Source organism: Paenibacillus sp. FSL M7-0420 (assembly GCF_038002345.1).
Classification (GTDB): domain Bacteria; phylum Bacillota; class Bacilli; order Paenibacillales; family Paenibacillaceae; genus Paenibacillus_AQ.
In genome coordinates, this window is record NZ_JBBOCJ010000001.1 from 5,287,471 (window position 1) to 5,305,336 (window position 17,866).

Sequence of the window (17,866 nt, forward strand, 5' to 3'; positions counted from 1 at the left end):
AGTCCTCGGCCCTTCTTAGGCTGCCCTGACGGGTACGCCTGCGGGGCCTTAACTGCGTGGGTCCTTGCCGTTACTTTTGGGCCACCCGGCCCGCGAACCCGGAGGGCAGCACTGGACGGGCGCGCCCGGGGCTTTGCCGTTTTCGCTGTTGAGGCGCCGCAGGCGAACCCGATAGGGCAGCCTAAGAAGGGCCGGTCCTACGCCGAACAAATTTTTCCCCTTCCGCGGACGCCTCTCCAACCTCGATAAGCACTTGTTGCGGGTGTCCAGAGGGCGGCCAGCCCTTGGGGTCCCCCTTGGAAGGGGGATTTAGGGGGATGCCCACCACACAAAAAGGCGCCGCCCCGCCCCCAAAGGGGCGAGACAGCGCTCGCGATACCACCCTAATCTGCACTGCACGCACACCCTACGGGTGTGGATTCAGTACAATCTCAGTCCGCAGGCAATAGACAACCTTGCGGGTCCGGGATAACGTCCGGCAGACGGCGGAGCCTACGCACGTATTACACGCTTCAGCTTAGCTTCTAGGGGAGGATCTTCGGGTAAGGCGTGAACGATCGGCTCGCAGCAAGCACCGACTCTCTGGAGAACGTTACCTTATCGTACTTGTCCCGTCATCGAATTTGGATTCAATGGATACAGATATGTTCTAGTTATAGACGTTTTCGCCCCAATTGTCAAGGCGGATTACAGCAGCAGGTCCCAGCTCAGTGGGGTGCCGGCGGGCAGATCGGTTCTGAGGCGTTTGCCGAGAAGCAGATCATAGTATTTGGGCGCGAGGCCGTAGCCGGGACGAATGACTTTGAGGTTATCCGCAGTGAGCAGGTCTCCGGCCTTGATGTCCTTGGAGGTATAGACAGACCGTCTGAATTGCAGGGATTTCTCTTCTTCGGGCGTGGGCCCGATGGAGACGCCGCCGAGCGCCCTCCAGGCCGTATCTGTCTCCCGGACCAGGGAAGCGAATTCTGCCGGCTCCAGGGAGAATGCAGCATCCACCCCGCCTTCCGCACGGTTAAGGGTGAAATGCTTTTCGATCACCGTACTGCCCAGCGCCACGCTTGCCACAGCGGCCCCTACGCCCAGGGTATGGTCGGACAGGCCCACCTGAGCACGGAAGACGTCGCGCAGATACGGAATGGTATTGAGGTTGGTATTCCCGGGCGAAGCCGGATAGCTGCTGGTGCATTTGAGCAGTATATATTCCTGGCAGCCTGCTCCGGTAATGGTGTGGACAGCCTGTTCAATATCGCCAAGCGAAGCCATCCCGGTGGATATAATCATCGGCTTCCCTTTGGAGGCTACCTTACGCAGTAAGGGAATATCATTATTTTCAAAGGAAGCAATCTTGTAGCAGTCGACGCCGAGGGTCTCCAGGAATTCGAGCGAGGACTCATCGAACGGGGTGCTGAACGGAATCATCCCGAGCGCCCTGCACGAAGCAAAGATAGGCTCATGCCACTCCCAGGGCGTATACGCCTCAGCATACAGCTCATACAGCGATTTTCCCTTCCACAGTCCATTCGAATCCCCAATCATGAAATCCTTATTCCGTAGATTAAGCGTCATGGTGTCCGGCGTATAGGTCTGGATTTTGAACGCATGTGCGCCCGCCCGGGCGGCGGCCTTAACGATTTCGAGCGCACGGTCCAGGGACTGATTATGATTACCGGACATCTCCGCGATCACAAAAGGCGGATGCCCGCTGCCGATGGTGCGGTTACCGATCTTTATTTCCTTCATGGCCTGTCGTTGCCTCCTCTGTCAGCCGTAGCCTGTGCTTCTCCCATTGCTCCCGGAACAGGGCCATCAAGACCACATCCACTGGCTGATGATTTCTGATCCGTTGCCTGCCTAGCCTGCCTTCCTCTATGAAACCTAGTTTGCGGTGATAGGACAGGCTCCGCTGATTGAAATCCAGGATTTGCGCGCACACCTTACTTAGCTGCTCCACCTGGAAAATATGCTCCAGTGCCAAGATTCCCATCATGGTGCCGGAGCCGGGGGGACAGCTCATGTCCCCTATATAAAAGCCCCATTCACAGGTCTTATGGACCCTGTCGATCTGTGAGAACTGCACGAAGCCTACCGGTGTGTCCAGATAGTAACAGATTCGGACCACCCGGCTGGTATCCTCGGCAATAGCATCCATCCAGCTAAGATGCTCTTCCAGCGCAATGATCCCGTCATGATTCATATAGGGCCGGATATGATCGGCATTGCGCCATTCCCATATGAGCCGGCTATGCTCTTGGCCCAGCTTCTCAAGCCTGTAGTCCCTTAGGTCTGCCATAGTCCCCTCCCATAATCCTGTCTATGACCTCATCCCATTTATCCTCGCTCATCAGGCGGAGCGCCTGCTCAGACATGGCCCGTACCCTGGGCGGGTTAGCGAGCATAGAATTAAGCCCCTGCTCAATTGTTTGAGCGGTCACCTCGTTACTCTTCCCCAGGCAAAGTGCAGCCCCCTGCGCATGAACCAAGGCCGTGATCTCCCGCTGATTATCCGCCGTAATAATACACAGTGAAGGCAGGCCCAGGTAACAGCGCTCCCAGGTCGTACTTCCGCCTGCTCCGATGGAGAGGTCTGCCTTCTGCATCAAGTCAGCCATGTAATCAATCTGACAATGGAAGCTGGCCTGTGGCATCGTGCCGCATAAGGCTGCGATGTCACCCTTGCGGCGGTTCATTCCTCCTGCTACGACATCCAACTGCAGGTTAGCGAATCTGGGGCTCTGTAGTGCTTGTAAGGTCTTCAGGGTCTCCCCCGTTGGATCTGTGCCGCCAAAAAACACCAGAACCCGGTTGATGCTTCCGTCCCGTTCAGCCAGCCCCAGCTTAGCCGCGCGGAATTCCGGCCGCAGCAGCGTATAGCATGTGCCTGTCAATTTCGTGCAATAAGCGGGAAGCAGCCCCTGGTAGCGGTCCCGGGCAGCGGATGGATTGGGGTCCAGCAGCAGATCACACTCATGCGGACGGTCCGCCAAATCGTCGATGGCCACCAGCTTCTTCACTTTCCTCTGGACCATTGTCTCCCACCGCTTATCAATGCCGTAATGGTCAACAATGAGGCAATCTGCAGGAGCAGCTCCCTCCAGCCGCTGCACTGTCTCCAGGGCATCGGTCCGCCAGTCCACCTGAAGCCAGAATGCGGCGTATGACGGATCATCCGGCGGCGGAAGCAGCTCCACCGCATAGCCCTGCCCCCTGATATAATCTGCCAGATTCCCCGGCAGCTCGCGGCAGATGAAGGTGACCTGCCCGCCCCTGGCGGCAAGTCCGCCTGCAAGTGTGAGGCAGCGCATAATATGGCCCGTGCCCATAGAATACGAGGAATCGGCGCGAATCCATATATTCATCTGCTTATCTGCTGTGCTTACCATGCGGTCCAGCCTCCGTCAACAGAGATATTCTCACCTGTAACATAGCTTGAAGCGGCAGAAGCCAGGAATACCATGACTCCCTTCAAATCTTCAGGAGTGCCGATCCTGCCCAGCGGATTCTTCCTCTCCAGCTGCCGGATGAACTGCGGATCGGCTTGAACCGCTGCATTAGGAAAAGGCCCAGGCGATACCGTATTGGCCCTGATTCCGTGTGTCCCGAAGTGGCAGGCAATGTAACGGGTAAACTGGCCAATCGCCGCTTTACCGGCCCCGTAATTGGCGGGATTATCCATCCCGCTGTCTCCGTAGACCTCCGGGTTCGGCGAGACCAGCCCATACATCGAGGAGACGTTAATGATGGAGCCTCTCTTTTGTTCAACCATATAGGGCAGGACGGCCTTGACACATCTGAAGGTTCCATTGATCGTCCCGTCCAGCCCGGCCAGCCACTGCTCTTCACTCATGACGGCCAGCTTGGCGGCTGAGCTGAACGCGGCATTATTCACCAGAATATCGATGCTTCCGGCCGCTTCGGCGATGCTCTGAATACATTCTCTGACTGATGCTTCATCCCGGATATCCATTGCCTTGCCGAAGCAGGCTGCTCCGGTTGTCCGGGCGATCGTCTCAGCAGTCTCCTTGCAGCGCTGACCACTTGAGCTTACCAGATAGACTGTCGCGCCAGCCTCAGCCAGCCCCTCTGCTATAGCTGTGCCCAGATAACCAGCCCCTCCGGTCACAACCGCTGCCTTGCCTTGCAGATTAAATAATTCTTGAAGAGTACGCATCCGGTTACTTCCACCTCCTGGGGTCAATGATCTCTACAGGAATATCCGTAAAGGATTCACCAAGCTTCTGCCTCACTGCCCGGCTTAGAGGGGGCAACGCCATCATCCGCAAGTTCTCCTGCACCTGTTCCACCGTCTCGCAACCAATCACCATCCCGGATATCCCCGGAAGATCCCTCACATAGAGGAAGCACAGCTCTTTAACGGGTATCCCGGTTTCCTCGCTGTACCTGATTAATCGTAACAACGGCTGCTCCGCCTGCTTCAGCCCCGCCGGAAGCTGCTCCGGTGCCATCAGCAGCAGGCCTTGCAGATAGACACTGCGGACGAAGATTTCTGTGCCCTTCCGGGCGAGCCGCTCCAGCATTCCATTCGTTATCCATCTCTGGTCCAGCACATTCAACGGAATTTGAATGCTGTCCAGGTCCTCCGCGCGCATAAAATTCGCAATATCCTCCGCATCATACACGGATACACCGATTCTGCGGATGAGCTGCTGCTGCTTCAGCTCCTGCAGCATTCGCAGAATCTCACCGCCCTGGTAGGGCAGATCCAGCGGATCATGCAAGAGACAGACATCCAGCGCAGAGCACTTCAGCCGGTTCAGGGAAGAGCGGACAGAAGAGGTGACGAACCTCCTCCGCGCTTCCTCCGTGTGCAGTCCTAACCGCTGGACGGAAGGAAGCTTCGTCACAATCTGCGGCCGGCTCTGCGGATCTGCACCTTCCAGGCAATCTCCGATGATAGACTCGCTGTCCCCATATCCCGGTGCGGTATCCAAATAACCGATCCCCGAGGAGAGGGCATATTGGAGCAGTTCGTTCCTCTGTTGTATAGAGAAATTGACAGCTGTATTCGCAATCCCGTAATTTCCGCCTAACTGGGCTGTACCCAGCACAAGGCTCACTCTATTCGTCATCATCCGAAGCCTCGCTAACGTTATGGTCTCTTCTTCAGGGTGGTTGCTTCATTCAGCTCCTTGACCAGCTCCGTATCATCCCGCCATTTCACCTGAATGCCCCGGTTGCGCTCAGCCATCTCAGGGTGGCCCTGCAGGAATGCCTTCAATTCTTCGAAGTACAGCGGTCTTGCACCCACATCCAGTGCCTGGTAGATCGCCTCGAACAGCTCCAGATCCTGAATCTCATCCATGGTTAACCGCCACTCGGGATGCACCCACTCTGCAGGAAGATCCACAGCATTGATCTTGAAGAGCTGCGGATTGTTGAAAAAGTAAAAGGACAGATACTCCGCATGCGTAAGCGGATTGGAATAGTGCAGCAGCCTTCTCAGCGCTTCAACGGTAAACACATCCCCCACCGTACCCATGGTCGACTCCTTGGCGTAGGTAAAGTCCGCACCGCTTGCCAGATGCCGGTCTATCAAAAACTGAAGCATCTCCGGGGAGATCGCCGGATTGTCACCGGTGACCCGGACTACGATATCTGCCTGGGCCGCTTCAGCCACGCTCAGCATTCTTGCAGCCACATTGTCCGGGTCGCCGGTTACCACCTTCACCTGATGGTTCAGGGTGAACGCTGTAAGGGGCTGGTCGTCCGGCAGATCCGAGGTGGCAAGCACCACCTCATAGCCGCCCGGCACAGCCAGACAATTCATCAGGCATCTCTCGATGGCTGGAATGCCGTGAATCTCGCGCAGCGCCTTGCGGCGGAGCCGGGTGGATTTCAATCTGCAGATGACGGCGATGCAGATTTTGGGTGCTTTTACCTTCCCGGGCGTGATGGGTGTGTTCGCTGGTATTGCTGCCGTTGCAATCATAGGGAATTGCACCGAAGCATTGCGGGCCATGAGGGCATCCGGCTTAGAGGAACGTTTATAGCATATGTTCGCAGGCGTGATGATTTCACCAGGGCGCAGCTTCGTACGGGAGATGATCTTCAGAGAGGAATCCTCCAGATACCTTCTTTCCGATTCCTTAATTTCGAGGCTGCCCAGTACACACTCTGCCCGGCGCAGCTTATCCACCATCCGCCAGAATTCCTCGGGCGTAAGCGCCGAATAATAGTCAATGCCCTTCTCCGCACGATTCAGAGTGATATGCTTCTCAATGACACTGGCGCCCAGCAGAAAGGCATAGACCGGAAGATCAACCGCCATTTCATGATCGGCATCCTCATGGTCCGCGAAGCCCACCTCCAACTGATAGGTCTGCTTAATATGGGCGATCCGGCTCAGATTAGACTCCTCCGTCCGGGTCGGATAGCCCTGGAAGCCGTGCATCAGCACGATGGGGCCTTTGAAATGACTCCGGATGTAGGATAATTGGGAATCCATCTCTTCCTCCAGCCAGCCACTTACGCCGATGAGTAAGGGCTTATCGAACCTGTGCAGGGCTTGAATCAAGGGGAGCGACTGTAAGACGGTTGTCGGTAATTTCAAGCCGTCTACCTGACCTTCAAGCTCCGTAAGCAGCCCGGCCCCCCATTCATCATAGAGATCTACCCAGACCTCCAGCCCCGCATCCTTGGCAAGCTGTACCGCCTCCGCCCATTGCTGCTTGCCGATGAACAAATCGATATACGTCTGATAATGGATGAAATCCGGCACCGCTAGGCTGTCGTAATGGAACCATTGAAATTTCACCCCGTCAGCGCCGCTGCGTGCGGCTGCGAGGATCAGCTCCCGCAGCCGGCCGGGGTCGCCCATATGGGCATTGGCAATCTCGGCAATAACCTTCACTTTGGCCACATTAATCACTCCCTTCTCTATTTTCACTTGGAGTAGTGGCGGATCACCTTCTTGACCGCGGCGACCACATCCATCACATCTTCAGCTTCCATGCCCGCATACAGCGGGAGCGTAATGAATTCTTCGTAGCAGCTTTCCGCGACCGGACATATCCCCTTCTTGAACCCCAAGCTTTCGTAGTACGGATGCAGATAGGCGGGAATGTAGTGGACGTTGACTCCGATGTTTTCCTTTTGCAGCGCCTGAAAGACCGTCTTGCGGGTGGCCTTCAGCCTTACGAGCTGAAGTCTGACAATGAACAGATGCCAGCTCGACTCTGCCTCGGGAAGCTGATGCGGCAGAATAAGCTCCTTGGCACTACTCAGCTCTTGCAGATACAAGGCTGCAAGCTGCTTGCGCTTCTCAATGAAGCTTCCGATTCTGCGCAGCTGGGAGATGCCGAGTGACGTCTGGATATCTGTGATCCGGTAGTTGTATCCGAGGAATTGCATCTCGTAATACCAGGGTCCGTGGTTCTCCCTTAACTTGCGCTCATCCCTGGTGATGCCGTGGGTGCGGAACTGCAGCAGCTTCTCATAATACGCCGGGTTATTGGTCGTAATCATTCCGCCTTCGCCCGTTGTTATATGCTTTACAGGATGGAAGCTGAACATGGTCATATCCCCGATAGCCCCGATGCTTCTATCCTTATATCTGGCGCCAAGCGCATGGGCGGCATCCTCAATCACGATCAGATTATGCTCCCGGGCAATCTGCAGAATCTCATCCAGCTGTGCCGGCTGGCCGGTGAAATGGACCGGGATAATCGCTTTCGTTCTCGCGGTTATGCTCTCCCTGATCCGCTGCGGATCAATATTGTACGTCAGCGGATCGATATCCGCGAATACCGGTACGCCTCCCTGATACAGCACACAATTCGCCGTGGCAGCAAACGTCATGGGAGTCGTAATCACCTCATCCCCTTCGCCGATCCCGGCGGCATAACAGGCCCCGTGCAATGCCGCAGTTCCGCTGGAGAAGGCCACCGCATATTTTGCCCCTGTAAACGCTGCGATCTCTGCTTCGAATTGCTCAATGGCCGGGCCGCTGGTCAAATAATCACTTTGCAGCACCTTGACCACGGACTCAATATCCTCGTCATCGATCATCTGTCTCCCATACGGCAAGTAGTGGGCACGTACAGGCTTCCCGCCGTCAATGGCCAGTTTGCTTTTACTCATGACTGGTTCGGCTCCTTTCGGTGAAAGGTCTCAAGAATCCATTGCTCTGTCCGCCGGATGCCCTCTTGGATCGTAACCTTGGGCGTCCAGGACAAGTGCTTCTCCGCCTTGTTGTAATTGCATAACAGCTTCTGGATCTCACTCTGCGGGTGAATATGCGGAACGTGATGGATGGGAGCCTGCCCGTCTGCAATAAGCTCGGCCAATTGATTGACAGTGATATCCTCACCCGTGCCTGCATTAACAATTTCTCCATGCAGCTTGTCGCTGTAGCCCGCCTCCACCACGAAATCTGCACAGTCCCCCACGTATAATAGATCCCGTGATTGGGTGCCGTCTCCGTAGATATTCAGCGGCTCGCCCTTTAATTTGCTGTGGATGAAGATCGCCACAACGCCGCCTTCGCCGCCGGTTTTCTGATAGGGACCATAGGTGTTGAACGGTCTTACAACGACCACCGGCAGATCATAAGCATAGTAATAGGATAGCACCATATTCTCCGCAGCAATCTTGGCACCGGCATAAGGAGAGGCTGGCTTGATGGGGGATTGCTCGTCAATTCCCTGCTCATCCGTAGCTCTGGCGTAGACCATGCAGGTACTCATGAAGACCATCTTCACCTGCTGCTTGCGGCATTCCTCCAGCAGATAGAAGGTGGCCAGTGTATCATTGTTGAACGTGGTTTCAGGATCATCTATGCTGTCTTGCACATTGATACTTGCTGCCAGATGGTAACACAGGTCGAAAGTATGCTCCCGGAAAAGCTCCTTCAAGGCTTCTCTGTCCTTGAGGTCCATGATCTGCACCTTCTGCAAATGCTCGTGATCTTCATACTCTTTCAGATTATCCAGGGAAGAATTCGCCAGATTATCAATGATCCATACCCTTTGTCCATCCTTTAACAAACGTCCGACCACCGATCTGCCGATGAAGCCTGTGCCTCCGGTTACAAGTATATTCATAGTAGCCTCCACTAGATTAGATTTTGTTCCGATGCCAGCTTCCTTACCTGCTCCTTGGTCAGCGGGATCTCTCCTTCGGAGCTGTAGGTGCCCGGCTTCGGCCTGCCTGCTCCCCGGTAGGACTGCGGTGCAGCATAGGGGGAAGGGACAATGTATACATCCTTTAATTCATAGGCGGTTAAGGATTCCTCGTGGGTCATCAGCTCTTCGTACCTCTTCTCACCGGGCTTCAGGCCGATCTCCAGAATCTTCACCGCAGACGGGCGGGTCCCGTATTTCTTCGGTGCCTCCTCGGCCACAACCTCAGCCAAGTCCTTCAGCCTGATCACCGGCATCTTCAGAATAAAAGTCTCACCGCCCTTCGCCAGCTGCAGAGACTGAACGGTGAGCCGGGTCGCCTGCTCCAGCGTCATCATGAACCTTGTCATGGACAGATCCGTTACGGTGATCGCTCTGCCTTCTCTCGCCTGCTTCACAAACAAGGGAATGACAGACCCTCTGGACCCCATCACATTCCCGAACCGCACCGTGCAGAACACCGTTTGGCCAGGGGCTCCCGAGGTGACGGCAGAGGAAATCAGCTTCTCCGCAGACAGCTTGGTGGCTCCGTAGTTATTGGTCGGTGAAATGGCCTTATCTGTGCTTGTAAAAACGACCTTGTGTACCTTCTGCTGCTTCGCTGCCTGAATCACGTTATGAGTGCCGATAATATTCGTTAGTACAGCCTCGAACGGGTTATATTCACAGAAGGATACATGCTTCATAGCAGCTGTATGGAACACATAATCTATCCCCTCCATCGCAGCCAGCACGCGGTCATAATCCCGGACATCGCCGATCAGATAGCTAAGCCTTGCGTTCCCTTGCAGCTCATCCTGCAGCTCGAACTGTTTATATTCATCTCTGCTGAGAATCCGGATGATCTGAGGCCCCTGCTTCAGCAGGAGCTTCACAATACTTTTCCCGATGGTTCCGGTTCCGCCAATGATCAGAATTTTCTTGTTCCTAAAGAACATCTCCTCCTCCCCCCTGTTCATAGCTTGGGTCTTCCCTGGATCAGGCGGTCCATTAATTCGGCAAGTCTCCGGCCGGATTGCTCAATCTGATAGGATTGCTGCAAGAACTTATCCATCACAGTCTTGTAGTTTACTTTCTCTTTATTGCTGGAGAAATAATGGGCCACCATTCGGGTCAGATCAGCCGGTTCTTTTTGAATATAGGGATCAAGGGCATCATAGTAATCATATTCACGGTTGGCCTGAATGAATTTGTAGACAAATACAGGTTTGTCGAATAAAAGGCCTTCCAGGGCAACCGTGGAGAGGGTGGCGACCACAGCGTCCGATTTCATAATCAGCTCACGGGTGTCAGCCTTTCGGTCGGTAACCACATGAACATTGCTATATTCTTCTTCATACTCGGTATACAGCGAAATCAGCTTCTTGGACAGCTCCCAGGGATGGGGCTTGATGATCAGCTGAAACTGCGGATGTGAGGCCAATTGGGTGAGCAGGGTGCGGATCTTGTATTCATCCAGCGTCGGTCCGGTAGCGATTAGTAAGGTGATTTTATGAGGATCAAGCTGGTAGGTTTCCCTAAAAGATTCTATAGCGGTGGGCTTCGAAGTAAAGATATCATCATAACGCGGGTGGCCGGTGATCACAATTCGCTCCGCTTCAAGCCCTCTTCTCGTATACCAGTCGTGTTCATATTGCCCGTAGATTCCGATATGGCTGGAGAATACAGGAATGAATGCTTCCTCTCCCATCAGAATTCCGTGCTGCAGACATACGCTGGGAATCCCCTTAATCCCTGCAACGACGGCAAGTGTCCGGCTGGCAACATCCTCTGTCGTACCTACCATTACAGCGGCTACCGGCAGGTCATTGTAGAGATTAAACACCATTTCAATCGTATCTACAATGGAAGGAATCCGGCTTAGGAAGGTCTGGGTAAAAAATTCATTACTGAATGCAGGGTGTCCTTCGGCCTTAGCGAATAGCTCCGCCGCCCGCTGGATCAGCTCTTCCGCCTCAGCTTTGGTGTCCTGCTTGTAGCCCAGGCTGTAAACATTGGGGATGCCAAATAACTCATCCGCTCTGGAGCGGGATAGAATCATAGCCGAATTTCCGCTGAAATGCTCGCTGATCGTTTGCTCCGACATTCTGATATAGTCCAGATTAATCAGTATTTTGCCCTTCAGATTGGACTTCACGGGCTGATAGAGCGGCGCAACCCACTTTTCAAAGAAAGGCTGAATCTGGTGCTGCTCTTGAATACCGGAATGCTCCAGCTTCAGCTTAAAATCACTGCTCCCCATCTCGCTTCTAAGCTCATCATTGATTTGCTGATAGAAGTTCGTCATCAGGGCCAGAGGGATATTCCTGTATTTCAGCTCCTGCGCAACATGGATAAATTCACTATAGAGCGACCAGTAATTGGACAGATAGATAGACAATCCGTTTTCCCTCCTCGTGGTACCTTTCTATGGCAGAGACCTTATTTCTTTTGCTGCTGAATGGATTTCAGCTCTTCTCTCAGCTCCTTGCAGGTTCGCTGCGGTGGAAGCATCTGGATGAATTGACTCTTCTCCTGGTGCGCCAATTGGTAGTGAATGGACAGCTCGGTGATATAGTTATCATCCAGAATCTCATCCACCGGGTAGAAATCCCAGAACTGGTTGAGCCGCCAGAAGAACCGGCCGTCGCCAATTCTATAGAACTCCGGATTCTCATCCCAGTAGGACCCGAACTTGTCATGAATGACCGGAAGAATGGAGCTTCTGTGCAGGATGGAGCAATGATCAATGACGCAAGGAGCCACCGAAACGATTTTTTTGGCCGGTCTTAGCTGGCTGCGGGTCACTTCATTGTGTTCATTCAAGTAGTTGACCAGCGATGCAGAGTAGGCAATCATGACCTCGGGGTTCTCCTCCAGATAGTCCACCATCTGCTCTAGTCTAGTATTTCTGTAACAGTTGTCATCCGTGGCATAGGAAATATACTCTCCCTTGGCTTGATACAGGGCTTGATTGATCAGTGCGGAATATCTGACCTTCTCCACTCTCTGCTGCAGAGTTTCTGTATCGCTTCTGACAAATTTGATTCTCTTATCCTTGAGATAGGGCTCAATCACTTTCAGAGTTTCTTCATTCGAGTTATCATCCATCAGGTAGAATTCAAAGTCTGTAAGCGTCTGATTCAGAATGGATTCAATGGACTTTGCGACATATGCGGCCTTATTGTAGCTGGTCATAATGATCGTAACTTTTGGCAATCGAATACCTCCCCCGCTGTTTACTTGCTATCATATGTATCCTTCTTCGAAACGTTATAGGTTAGAAGACTAAATTTTCAAATGGAGGACAGAATACCGCTCGTAATCTATGGGCAAACCTGAATAGACGCCTAACAGCATGGCTGTTAAGCGTCTATCAGGTCCGGTAAATCCGTCTATTAAGCTTGCACGTTCATCAACAAATCATGCAGCCGGTGCTCAAAGGTATGGGCTGCCAGCACCTGCTGCCTCGCGGCTTCAGCGATCCGCTTGCGCTCATCGCCATGTGCCATGTAGTAATGGATCTTCTGCAGTAAATCATGCTTATCCTGATACGAAACCACCTGTGTGCCTTCTTCAAACTGCTGACGGAGCCCGCTCTTATAATCTGTAAGCTGGAACGCTTCACAGCTGGCCGCATCGAAGGTGCGGTTGTTGATGCTTGTGGCGATAATCCCCGCCCGGTTCCGGTTGTACTTCTCAGCGTAGGGCCGGTGGATATTCAGCACAATTTTCGCCCCGTTATAAAACTTAGCAGCCGTTTCGGGCTTCACCCAGGCGTTCACCAGCTCTATAGTCTGGCCGGGCTGCTTCACCCATTCATTGTAATAACTGCCCCACCCTCTCCCCACAATTTGAATCCGGTAATCAGTTCTCTGTACTAAGAATTCGATAAGCTCTATCCGGTTACTGTAGGGTACACCTACCAAACAAATATCACTTTTATACTCTTCGGAGACCTCTGAGGGATGAAACAGGCCGGGATCTGTGCCCAACGGCAGATGATAGACATGGGGATGGCCAAGCTGTCTGTATTGTTCCAATGCAGCCTGATCAATGGTGAAGATGTAATCAAAATAAGGGACAAGCGAAACGGTCCAATCCATATAATAAGGGTCTTCGGTCAGCCATATCGCTGACTTCCCTTTGGTTTGTTGTATGAATTCCAGTACAGGCGTTGTGATTTTGAGGCCGGCCAGAACCAGAATCAGATCCGGCTGCAGGGATTGCTGCTTAAGCTTTAATGCATCCAAGCCACTCCTTAGCGTAAAAGATTCACAACAGTGGCCTGCCTTCTGAAAAGCATCCACTATATTCTGTTCAAAAAAGTAATAGACGGCCCGGAAACCTGAGGTAATAAATAGAATATTCAATCTAATCCTCCCTTATAAACTCCCAATTTTCCAAAGAATAGGATGTCGCCCCAAGCATAATATCCATGAAAACCATATGATGTGATTATGATCAAATTGGAGGTGAAAATATGGCGCAAACTTTAGTTGAATATGCAAGAAGCTTCCATACCAATCTAAGCACTGGAGTTATTATGATTCCAGTCCCTTCCACACCAACTTTGATATTAGAATTCGGTATGGCAATTCCTCCTGCTCCAAGCAATTATGTAGAACTCACTACTACCGTTGGCTGGGAGGTAACGAACGTATTTGCCACGCCGCCCGATCAGCCCAAGCTCTTGCTTGAAGTCCTTGTGGATGGAATCCTCGTCGGCAGTGCCCAGCAGTCCTCCATCTCGAACGATGAAGATGAACCGCTGCGGATGACCACCATGTTCCAGACCATTCTTACCGATCTTCCTGAAGGATATTATCCTATTCAGGTATTTGCGACAAACCTAGAGGATCTTCAAGGAGATATCACCTTAAGAGGCCCTATCCTCATCACCGGAAAAGTAATCGCCACTGTATAAAGGCTACACAAAAAAACTCCTTGGTAGAAGTCTTATTTGCTCTAAAGCAAACAAGATTAACTTCTACTAAGGAGTTTTTGTATGGATATCAACGGTGTTCCCCTGCTCAGAGCGCGTTCTCGCTAACCTCACGGCTCTCCAGCGCATTCCAGTCATCCTGGGACAGCAGCTCCAGCTGGGCTTCCAGCAGCGTCCGGAACCGGGTACGGTAGATCGAAGCCTGCTTGCGCAGCTCCTCGGTCTCGATCGCCACCTTGCGGGATTTGGACAACGCTTCGTTGATAATCCGGTCGGCGTTCTTCTCCGCTTCCTTGAGGATCAGCTGGGATTCCTTCTTAGAGTTGTTCTTGACATCATCCGCAGCCTCCTGGGCTACAAGAATAGTCTTGGACAGGCTTTCTTCAATATTGACGAAATGATCCAGGCGTTCCTGAAGGGTTAACAGCTGGTTGTGCAGTTCCTTGTTCTCCCGGATCACACTCTCGTAATCCTTAATCACCTGATCCAGAAATTCATTGACCTCATCTTCGTCATAACCGCGGATTCTCCGGGAGAATTCCTTGTTATGTATATCGAGCGGTGTTAATGGCATGCTGTGCACCTCCTAGAAATTTCGGTGAAGATTATAGATGAAAGACAATTACCGGCGCACGGCCTGCTAAATGTCCATATTTCCCTGAGATTATCAATTTCGACAAGCACAGCTGTAATCCTGCAAAGACTTCAGACAAATTTGCCTACCAAAATCCGGTAACGGCCCTTCTTCGTCAAGCTGCCGATCTCCAGCACCTTGAACCGTCCGAAGCCCTGGATAGAGACCATGTCCCCGTCCTTCAGCGAGCAGGACGGGTCTTCCTCGACCTTCCAGTTGACCCGGACGCGCCCGGCCTTGATCGGGGCCAGAATCTTGCTCCGGCTCAGTCGCGTGACATCCGCTGCAATCCCGTCAAGCCTGAGGGAAGCCACTGTGAACTCCATCGCCTCCAGCTTGACCTCACTGCTGCGCAGGCCGGATAACGGCAGAATCTCCGTACTGACGTTAATCCGGTGTACACCGGTCAAATGAATGGACAGGTAATCCGCGATGTCAGCAGCCACCACTACGTGGCAGCCGTCTTCCAGCACATGAATATCGCCGATCTTGCCTCTTGTGATGCCAAGTCCCAGGATTGCCCCCATATAATCCCCATGCATAAGCGAGAGAAATTTCTGTTCGCCTGAGGTGATATTCAGCACGCTTAGCTCCATATCCTCTTCCGTGAGGTCACGGTAATCCGGAGCCACCAGCCCCCGCTTCCGTTCGGCATCCGAAGAACCGCCCTCCCAGCGCACAATCACATCGGGATGGCGGTTCACCAGACTCTGCAGAATATAGGCCTGACGGGGGTCCAGGAATTCGGTCAGCTTCGTCTCATGATACTCCCCGGCATTCGTGACCCACTCCCAGGCCTTGTCCACAAACGGCCGCTCATCCGGGTGGAAATGCCCGTAGATTTCATTCTTCATCGGATTAGCCGAAGACCGAGGTTACGATAGACTGAAGCCCGACTGCGGCAAAGCGCAGCATGATAATCGCGACAATCGGGGAAATATCCAGCGTTCCAAATAGCGGAGGGATAATCCTCCGGAACGGTGCCAGATACGGCTCCACCAGCTTGCCCAGCAGCTCGCCGATAAAGTTCTCACGCAGATTCGGCAGCCAGGACATCAGAATGTATACGAGAATCATGTAATAGTAAATCTGAAATAGGATGAATATAATTGAAGATACTTCGTTTAACACCTGCTCACCTCATTCTGTTGTAATCTTGCTCGTCACCCAGGATCTCGGTAATGGAGCCTTGAATCTCCACGGTGTCCGGTGTGCACATAAATATATTGCCCCCAATTTTGGATATTCCTCCACCCAGAGCATAAACAGTTCCGCTGAGAAAATCAATAATCCGCATCGCCTGGTCATTGCGCACCCGCTGCAGGTTAATTACTACCGTGCGGTGTGAACGCAGGTGGTCGGCAATCTCCTGCGCCTCGTCATACGAACGCGGCTCGTAGAGTACAACCTTCACATTTTTTTGGGAATGAATGCTGACGACGTTGGCCCTCTGATTCTTGCGTGTTTCTACAGGGGCGGGTTCGTATTCATCCTCATCGCGGGAGATTTGCTCCCGTTCCACAATCTCCTCTTCCTCCTGCAAGCCCAAGAAACTCATAAATCGGTTCATCACGCCCATCATTCTCCCTCCTCATGACCTACTAATACCGTTCCCAGGCGTACCCGGGTGGCTCCTTCCTGTATCGCCACTTCAAAGTCATTCGACATGCCCATCGACAGCTCTTGTATTGGCTCAGGTGTCAAGCCCAGGAGATTCAGCCGGTCACGCAGCTCGCGGAGTCCGCGGAATACCGGCCGGGTCGCCTCGGGGTCTTCCTCGTGAGGAGCCATCGTCATCAGTCCGATGACCTTCACCCGGTCAAGCGGGGCGATCTCCCTCAGGAAGTCCTCCACCGCTTCCGGCGCCAGGCCGAACTTGGTATCCTCGCCTGAAATATTCACCTGCAGGAACACCTTCACATCAAGTCCCGCAGCTTCCGCCTTCTTATGCAGCTCCCTGGCCAGCGACAGCCGGTCCAGAGAGTGAATATATTGAAATTTACCGATAACGTCCTTCACCTTATTCGTCTGCAAATGCCCGATAAAGTGCCATATTCCCTTATGTCCAAGCGCATTCCATTTCGGCTCCGCATCCTGCCAGCGGCTCTCGGCGATCTCCTCAAGACCGGCCTCCAGCACAGCGGCAACCGTATTCAGCGATACGTATTTCGTTACCGCAATCAGCTTGACTTCACTGGTATCCCGGCCGCTGGCCGCGCAGGCCCGTGCGACACGTTCCCGGGTAGTGGCTATTCTTTCTTGTAGCGAGGCCAAAATGTCAACTCTCCTTTATTCCGATCCAGCTCGTCATTCTCCCAGTGACCCCGTTTTCCTTCCGGTAGGAGAAGAACAGATCACTGTTACAGCTTGTACACCAAGTTGTACATTCGATATGAGTCGGCAATATTCCTGCTTTTATCATAATGCGTTGATTCAATTCTTTCAAGTTCAGCATCATTTTGCTGCTGTCTGTCTCCGATGGTCTATATACAGCCCGCGCGCCTTCTGCCGCAGCCGGCAGGTTCAGCCCGGCCTCCAGGCGGCGGACAGGGTCCATTACATAATCATCCACCTCATAGCAGCAGTCACCGATGGAAGGCCCTATAGCGGCCTGTATGTCCTCTGGACGGCTCCCGTACGTCTGTCCCATGCGCTCCACCATCGCCGCCGCGATTTCCGCCACGGTCCCCTTCCAGCCAGCATGCGCCAGCCCTACCACGCGGTTCAGCGGATCATGGAAGAACAGCGGCACACAATCGGCGTAAAAAGAAGTCAGCAGCACCCCGGGCACATTCGTCAGCAGCCCGTCCGTGGCCTGAAAGGCAGAGTTCCGGTCCAGGCTGCCCCGGCCCCGGTCCTGTTCTGCAATGACTGCGATCTCTTTGCCGTGGGTCTGTTCCCCGCAGGTCCAGTCGGCCAGCCGGAAGCCCAGACTCGCAGCCAGCAGGCTGCGGTTAGCCAGCACATCCGCCGGATCATCGCCTACATGAAAAGCACAATTGAAGCTGTCATACGGCTTCGTGCCGCTGCCGCCTGCTCTGCCGGTAAAGCCTGCAGTAATGCTCTTATAGGGCTCACGCCACGGCTCCAGATGCAGCAGCATGGGCGCTGCGCCATTTTGCATAAACGGTTCCATCTCTTCACCTCCGCTTAAGTGTAACACAAACTCAT

General features: G+C 53.2%; 19 protein-coding genes. 1 reads left to right on the top strand and 18 read right to left on the bottom strand.

Features of this window, described 5'->3' with window-relative positions; translation table 11 throughout:
- Nucleotides 1-687: 687 nt before the first annotated feature.
- From pseI to MKX51_RS22600, 12 genes are all read right to left on the bottom strand, one after another.
- Nucleotides 688-1,740: a pseudaminic acid synthase gene (gene pseI, locus MKX51_RS22545; protein WP_340993957.1), complete on the bottom strand. Its 1,053-nt coding sequence runs from the start codon at nt 1,738-1,740 to the stop codon at nt 688-690.
- Nucleotides 1,718-2,290, bottom strand: coding sequence for a UDP-4-amino-4,6-dideoxy-N-acetyl-beta-L-altrosamine N-acetyltransferase (gene pseH, locus MKX51_RS22550; protein ID WP_340993958.1), 573 nt, complete (start codon nt 2,288-2,290; stop codon nt 1,718-1,720). Before pseH ends, pseI begins: the two co-directional genes overlap by 23 nt.
- Entirely contained in the window at nt 2,262-3,380 is a 1,119-nt protein-coding gene (gene pseG / locus MKX51_RS22555; protein WP_340993959.1) for a UDP-2,4-diacetamido-2,4,6-trideoxy-beta-L-altropyranose hydrolase, read from the bottom strand. The genes pseH and pseG overlap by 29 nt, the downstream gene beginning before the upstream one ends.
- Nucleotides 3,374-4,168, bottom strand: a complete 795-nt coding sequence (locus MKX51_RS22560) for an SDR family NAD(P)-dependent oxidoreductase (protein ID WP_340993960.1) — start codon at nt 4,166-4,168, stop codon at nt 3,374-3,376. The genes pseG and MKX51_RS22560 overlap by 7 nt, the downstream gene beginning before the upstream one ends.
- 4 nt (nt 4,169-4,172) lie before the next feature.
- Complete coding sequence (locus MKX51_RS22565; protein WP_340993961.1) at nt 4,173-5,090, bottom strand: aldo/keto reductase; 918 nt, start codon at nt 5,088-5,090, stop codon at nt 4,173-4,175.
- 17 nt (nt 5,091-5,107) lie between these two features.
- Nucleotides 5,108-6,877, bottom strand: a complete 1,770-nt coding sequence (locus MKX51_RS22570) for an N-acetylneuraminate synthase family protein (RefSeq protein WP_340993962.1) — start codon at nt 6,875-6,877, stop codon at nt 5,108-5,110.
- Between the two features lie 23 nt (nt 6,878-6,900).
- A complete protein-coding gene (gene pseC, locus MKX51_RS22575) occupies nt 6,901-8,097 on the bottom strand; it encodes a UDP-4-amino-4,6-dideoxy-N-acetyl-beta-L-altrosamine transaminase (RefSeq protein ID WP_340938918.1) in 1,197 nt (398 codons plus the stop codon).
- The gene (locus tag MKX51_RS22580) at nt 8,094-9,059 is read right to left on the bottom strand and encodes a dTDP-glucose 4,6-dehydratase (protein ID WP_340993963.1); all 966 of its coding nucleotides are present in this window, start codon (nt 9,057-9,059) and stop codon (nt 8,094-8,096) included. Before MKX51_RS22580 ends, pseC begins: the two co-directional genes overlap by 4 nt.
- 11 nt (nt 9,060-9,070) lie before the next feature.
- The gene (locus MKX51_RS22585; RefSeq protein ID WP_340993964.1) at nt 9,071-10,075 is read right to left on the bottom strand and encodes an SDR family NAD(P)-dependent oxidoreductase; all 1,005 of its coding nucleotides are present in this window, start codon (nt 10,073-10,075) and stop codon (nt 9,071-9,073) included.
- Between the two features lie 17 nt (nt 10,076-10,092).
- Nucleotides 10,093-11,517, bottom strand: a complete 1,425-nt coding sequence (locus tag MKX51_RS22590; RefSeq protein ID WP_340993965.1) for a CDP-glycerol glycerophosphotransferase family protein — start codon at nt 11,515-11,517, stop codon at nt 10,093-10,095.
- 41 nt (nt 11,518-11,558) lie between these two features.
- Nucleotides 11,559-12,335 carry a glycosyltransferase family 2 protein gene (locus MKX51_RS22595; RefSeq protein WP_340993966.1) on the bottom strand — a complete coding sequence of 259 codons (777 nt, stop codon included), beginning with the start codon at nt 12,333-12,335 and terminating at the stop codon, nt 11,559-11,561.
- 179 nt (nt 12,336-12,514) lie between these two features.
- The gene (locus MKX51_RS22600; RefSeq protein WP_340993967.1) at nt 12,515-13,489 is read right to left on the bottom strand and encodes a CgeB family protein; all 975 of its coding nucleotides are present in this window, start codon (nt 13,487-13,489) and stop codon (nt 12,515-12,517) included.
- Between the two features lie 110 nt (nt 13,490-13,599).
- Here MKX51_RS22600 and MKX51_RS22605 point away from each other — a divergent pair, with 110 nt between their 5' ends.
- Nucleotides 13,600-14,043 carry a hypothetical protein gene (locus tag MKX51_RS22605; protein ID WP_340993968.1) on the top strand — a complete coding sequence of 148 codons (444 nt, stop codon included), beginning with the start codon at nt 13,600-13,602 and terminating at the stop codon, nt 14,041-14,043.
- 106 nt (nt 14,044-14,149) lie between these two features.
- Here MKX51_RS22605 and MKX51_RS22610 read toward each other — a convergent pair whose 3' ends face one another.
- The 6 genes from MKX51_RS22610 to pgeF all read right to left on the bottom strand — a co-directional run bounded on the left by MKX51_RS22610 (nt 14,150) and on the right by pgeF (nt 17,831).
- Nucleotides 14,150-14,635: a DivIVA domain-containing protein gene (locus tag MKX51_RS22610; protein WP_036690176.1), complete on the bottom strand. Its 486-nt coding sequence runs from the start codon at nt 14,633-14,635 to the stop codon at nt 14,150-14,152.
- 131 nt (nt 14,636-14,766) lie between these two features.
- Nucleotides 14,767-15,549: a YlmH family RNA-binding protein gene (locus MKX51_RS22615; protein ID WP_340938910.1), complete on the bottom strand. Its 783-nt coding sequence runs from the start codon at nt 15,547-15,549 to the stop codon at nt 14,767-14,769.
- 4 nt (nt 15,550-15,553) lie between these two features.
- Nucleotides 15,554-15,826 carry a YggT family protein gene (locus tag MKX51_RS22620; protein WP_340938909.1) on the bottom strand — a complete coding sequence of 91 codons (273 nt, stop codon included), beginning with the start codon at nt 15,824-15,826 and terminating at the stop codon, nt 15,554-15,556.
- Between the two features lie 4 nt (nt 15,827-15,830).
- Nucleotides 15,831-16,274, bottom strand: coding sequence for a cell division protein SepF (locus MKX51_RS22625; RefSeq protein ID WP_036690181.1), 444 nt, complete (start codon nt 16,272-16,274; stop codon nt 15,831-15,833).
- Nucleotides 16,274-16,969 (bottom strand): YggS family pyridoxal phosphate-dependent enzyme, encoded by a 696-nt coding sequence (locus tag MKX51_RS22630; RefSeq protein ID WP_340938908.1) that lies wholly within the window; start codon nt 16,967-16,969, stop codon nt 16,274-16,276. The genes MKX51_RS22625 and MKX51_RS22630 overlap by 1 nt, the downstream gene beginning before the upstream one ends.
- A 4-nt stretch (nt 16,970-16,973) precedes the next feature.
- Complete coding sequence (pgeF, locus tag MKX51_RS22635; protein WP_340993969.1) at nt 16,974-17,831, bottom strand: peptidoglycan editing factor PgeF; 858 nt, start codon at nt 17,829-17,831, stop codon at nt 16,974-16,976.
- Nucleotides 17,832-17,866 lie beyond the last annotated feature (35 nt).

Coding starts and splice junctions, on each gene's coding strand:
- pseC (WP_340938918.1), bottom strand. CDS start 8,097: ATGAGTAAAAGCAAACTGGCCATTGACGGCGGGAAGCCTGTACGTGCC.
- MKX51_RS22585 (WP_340993964.1), bottom strand. CDS start 10,075: ATGTTCTTTAGGAACAAGAAAATTCTGATCATTGGCGGAACCGGAACC.
- MKX51_RS22565 (WP_340993961.1), bottom strand. CDS start 5,090: ATGATGACGAATAGAGTGAGCCTTGTGCTGGGTACAGCCCAGTTAGGC.
- MKX51_RS22615 (WP_340938910.1), bottom strand. CDS start 15,549: ATGAAGAATGAAATCTACGGGCATTTCCACCCGGATGAGCGGCCGTTT.
- pseI (WP_340993957.1), bottom strand. CDS start 1,740: ATGAAGGAAATAAAGATCGGTAACCGCACCATCGGCAGCGGGCATCCG.
- MKX51_RS22610 (WP_036690176.1), bottom strand. CDS start 14,635: ATGCCATTAACACCGCTCGATATACATAACAAGGAATTCTCCCGGAGA.
- pseH (WP_340993958.1), bottom strand. CDS start 2,290: ATGGCAGACCTAAGGGACTACAGGCTTGAGAAGCTGGGCCAAGAGCAT.
- MKX51_RS22580 (WP_340993963.1), bottom strand. CDS start 9,059: ATGAATATACTTGTAACCGGAGGCACAGGCTTCATCGGCAGATCGGTG.
- MKX51_RS22560 (WP_340993960.1), bottom strand. CDS start 4,168: ATGCGTACTCTTCAAGAATTATTTAATCTGCAAGGCAAGGCAGCGGTT.
- MKX51_RS22605 (WP_340993968.1), top strand. CDS start 13,600: ATGGCGCAAACTTTAGTTGAATATGCAAGAAGCTTCCATACCAATCTA.
- pseG (WP_340993959.1), bottom strand. CDS start 3,380: ATGGTAAGCACAGCAGATAAGCAGATGAATATATGGATTCGCGCCGAT.
- MKX51_RS22625 (WP_036690181.1), bottom strand. CDS start 16,274: ATGGGCGTGATGAACCGATTTATGAGTTTCTTGGGCTTGCAGGAGGAA.
- pgeF (WP_340993969.1), bottom strand. CDS start 17,831: ATGGAACCGTTTATGCAAAATGGCGCAGCGCCCATGCTGCTGCATCTG.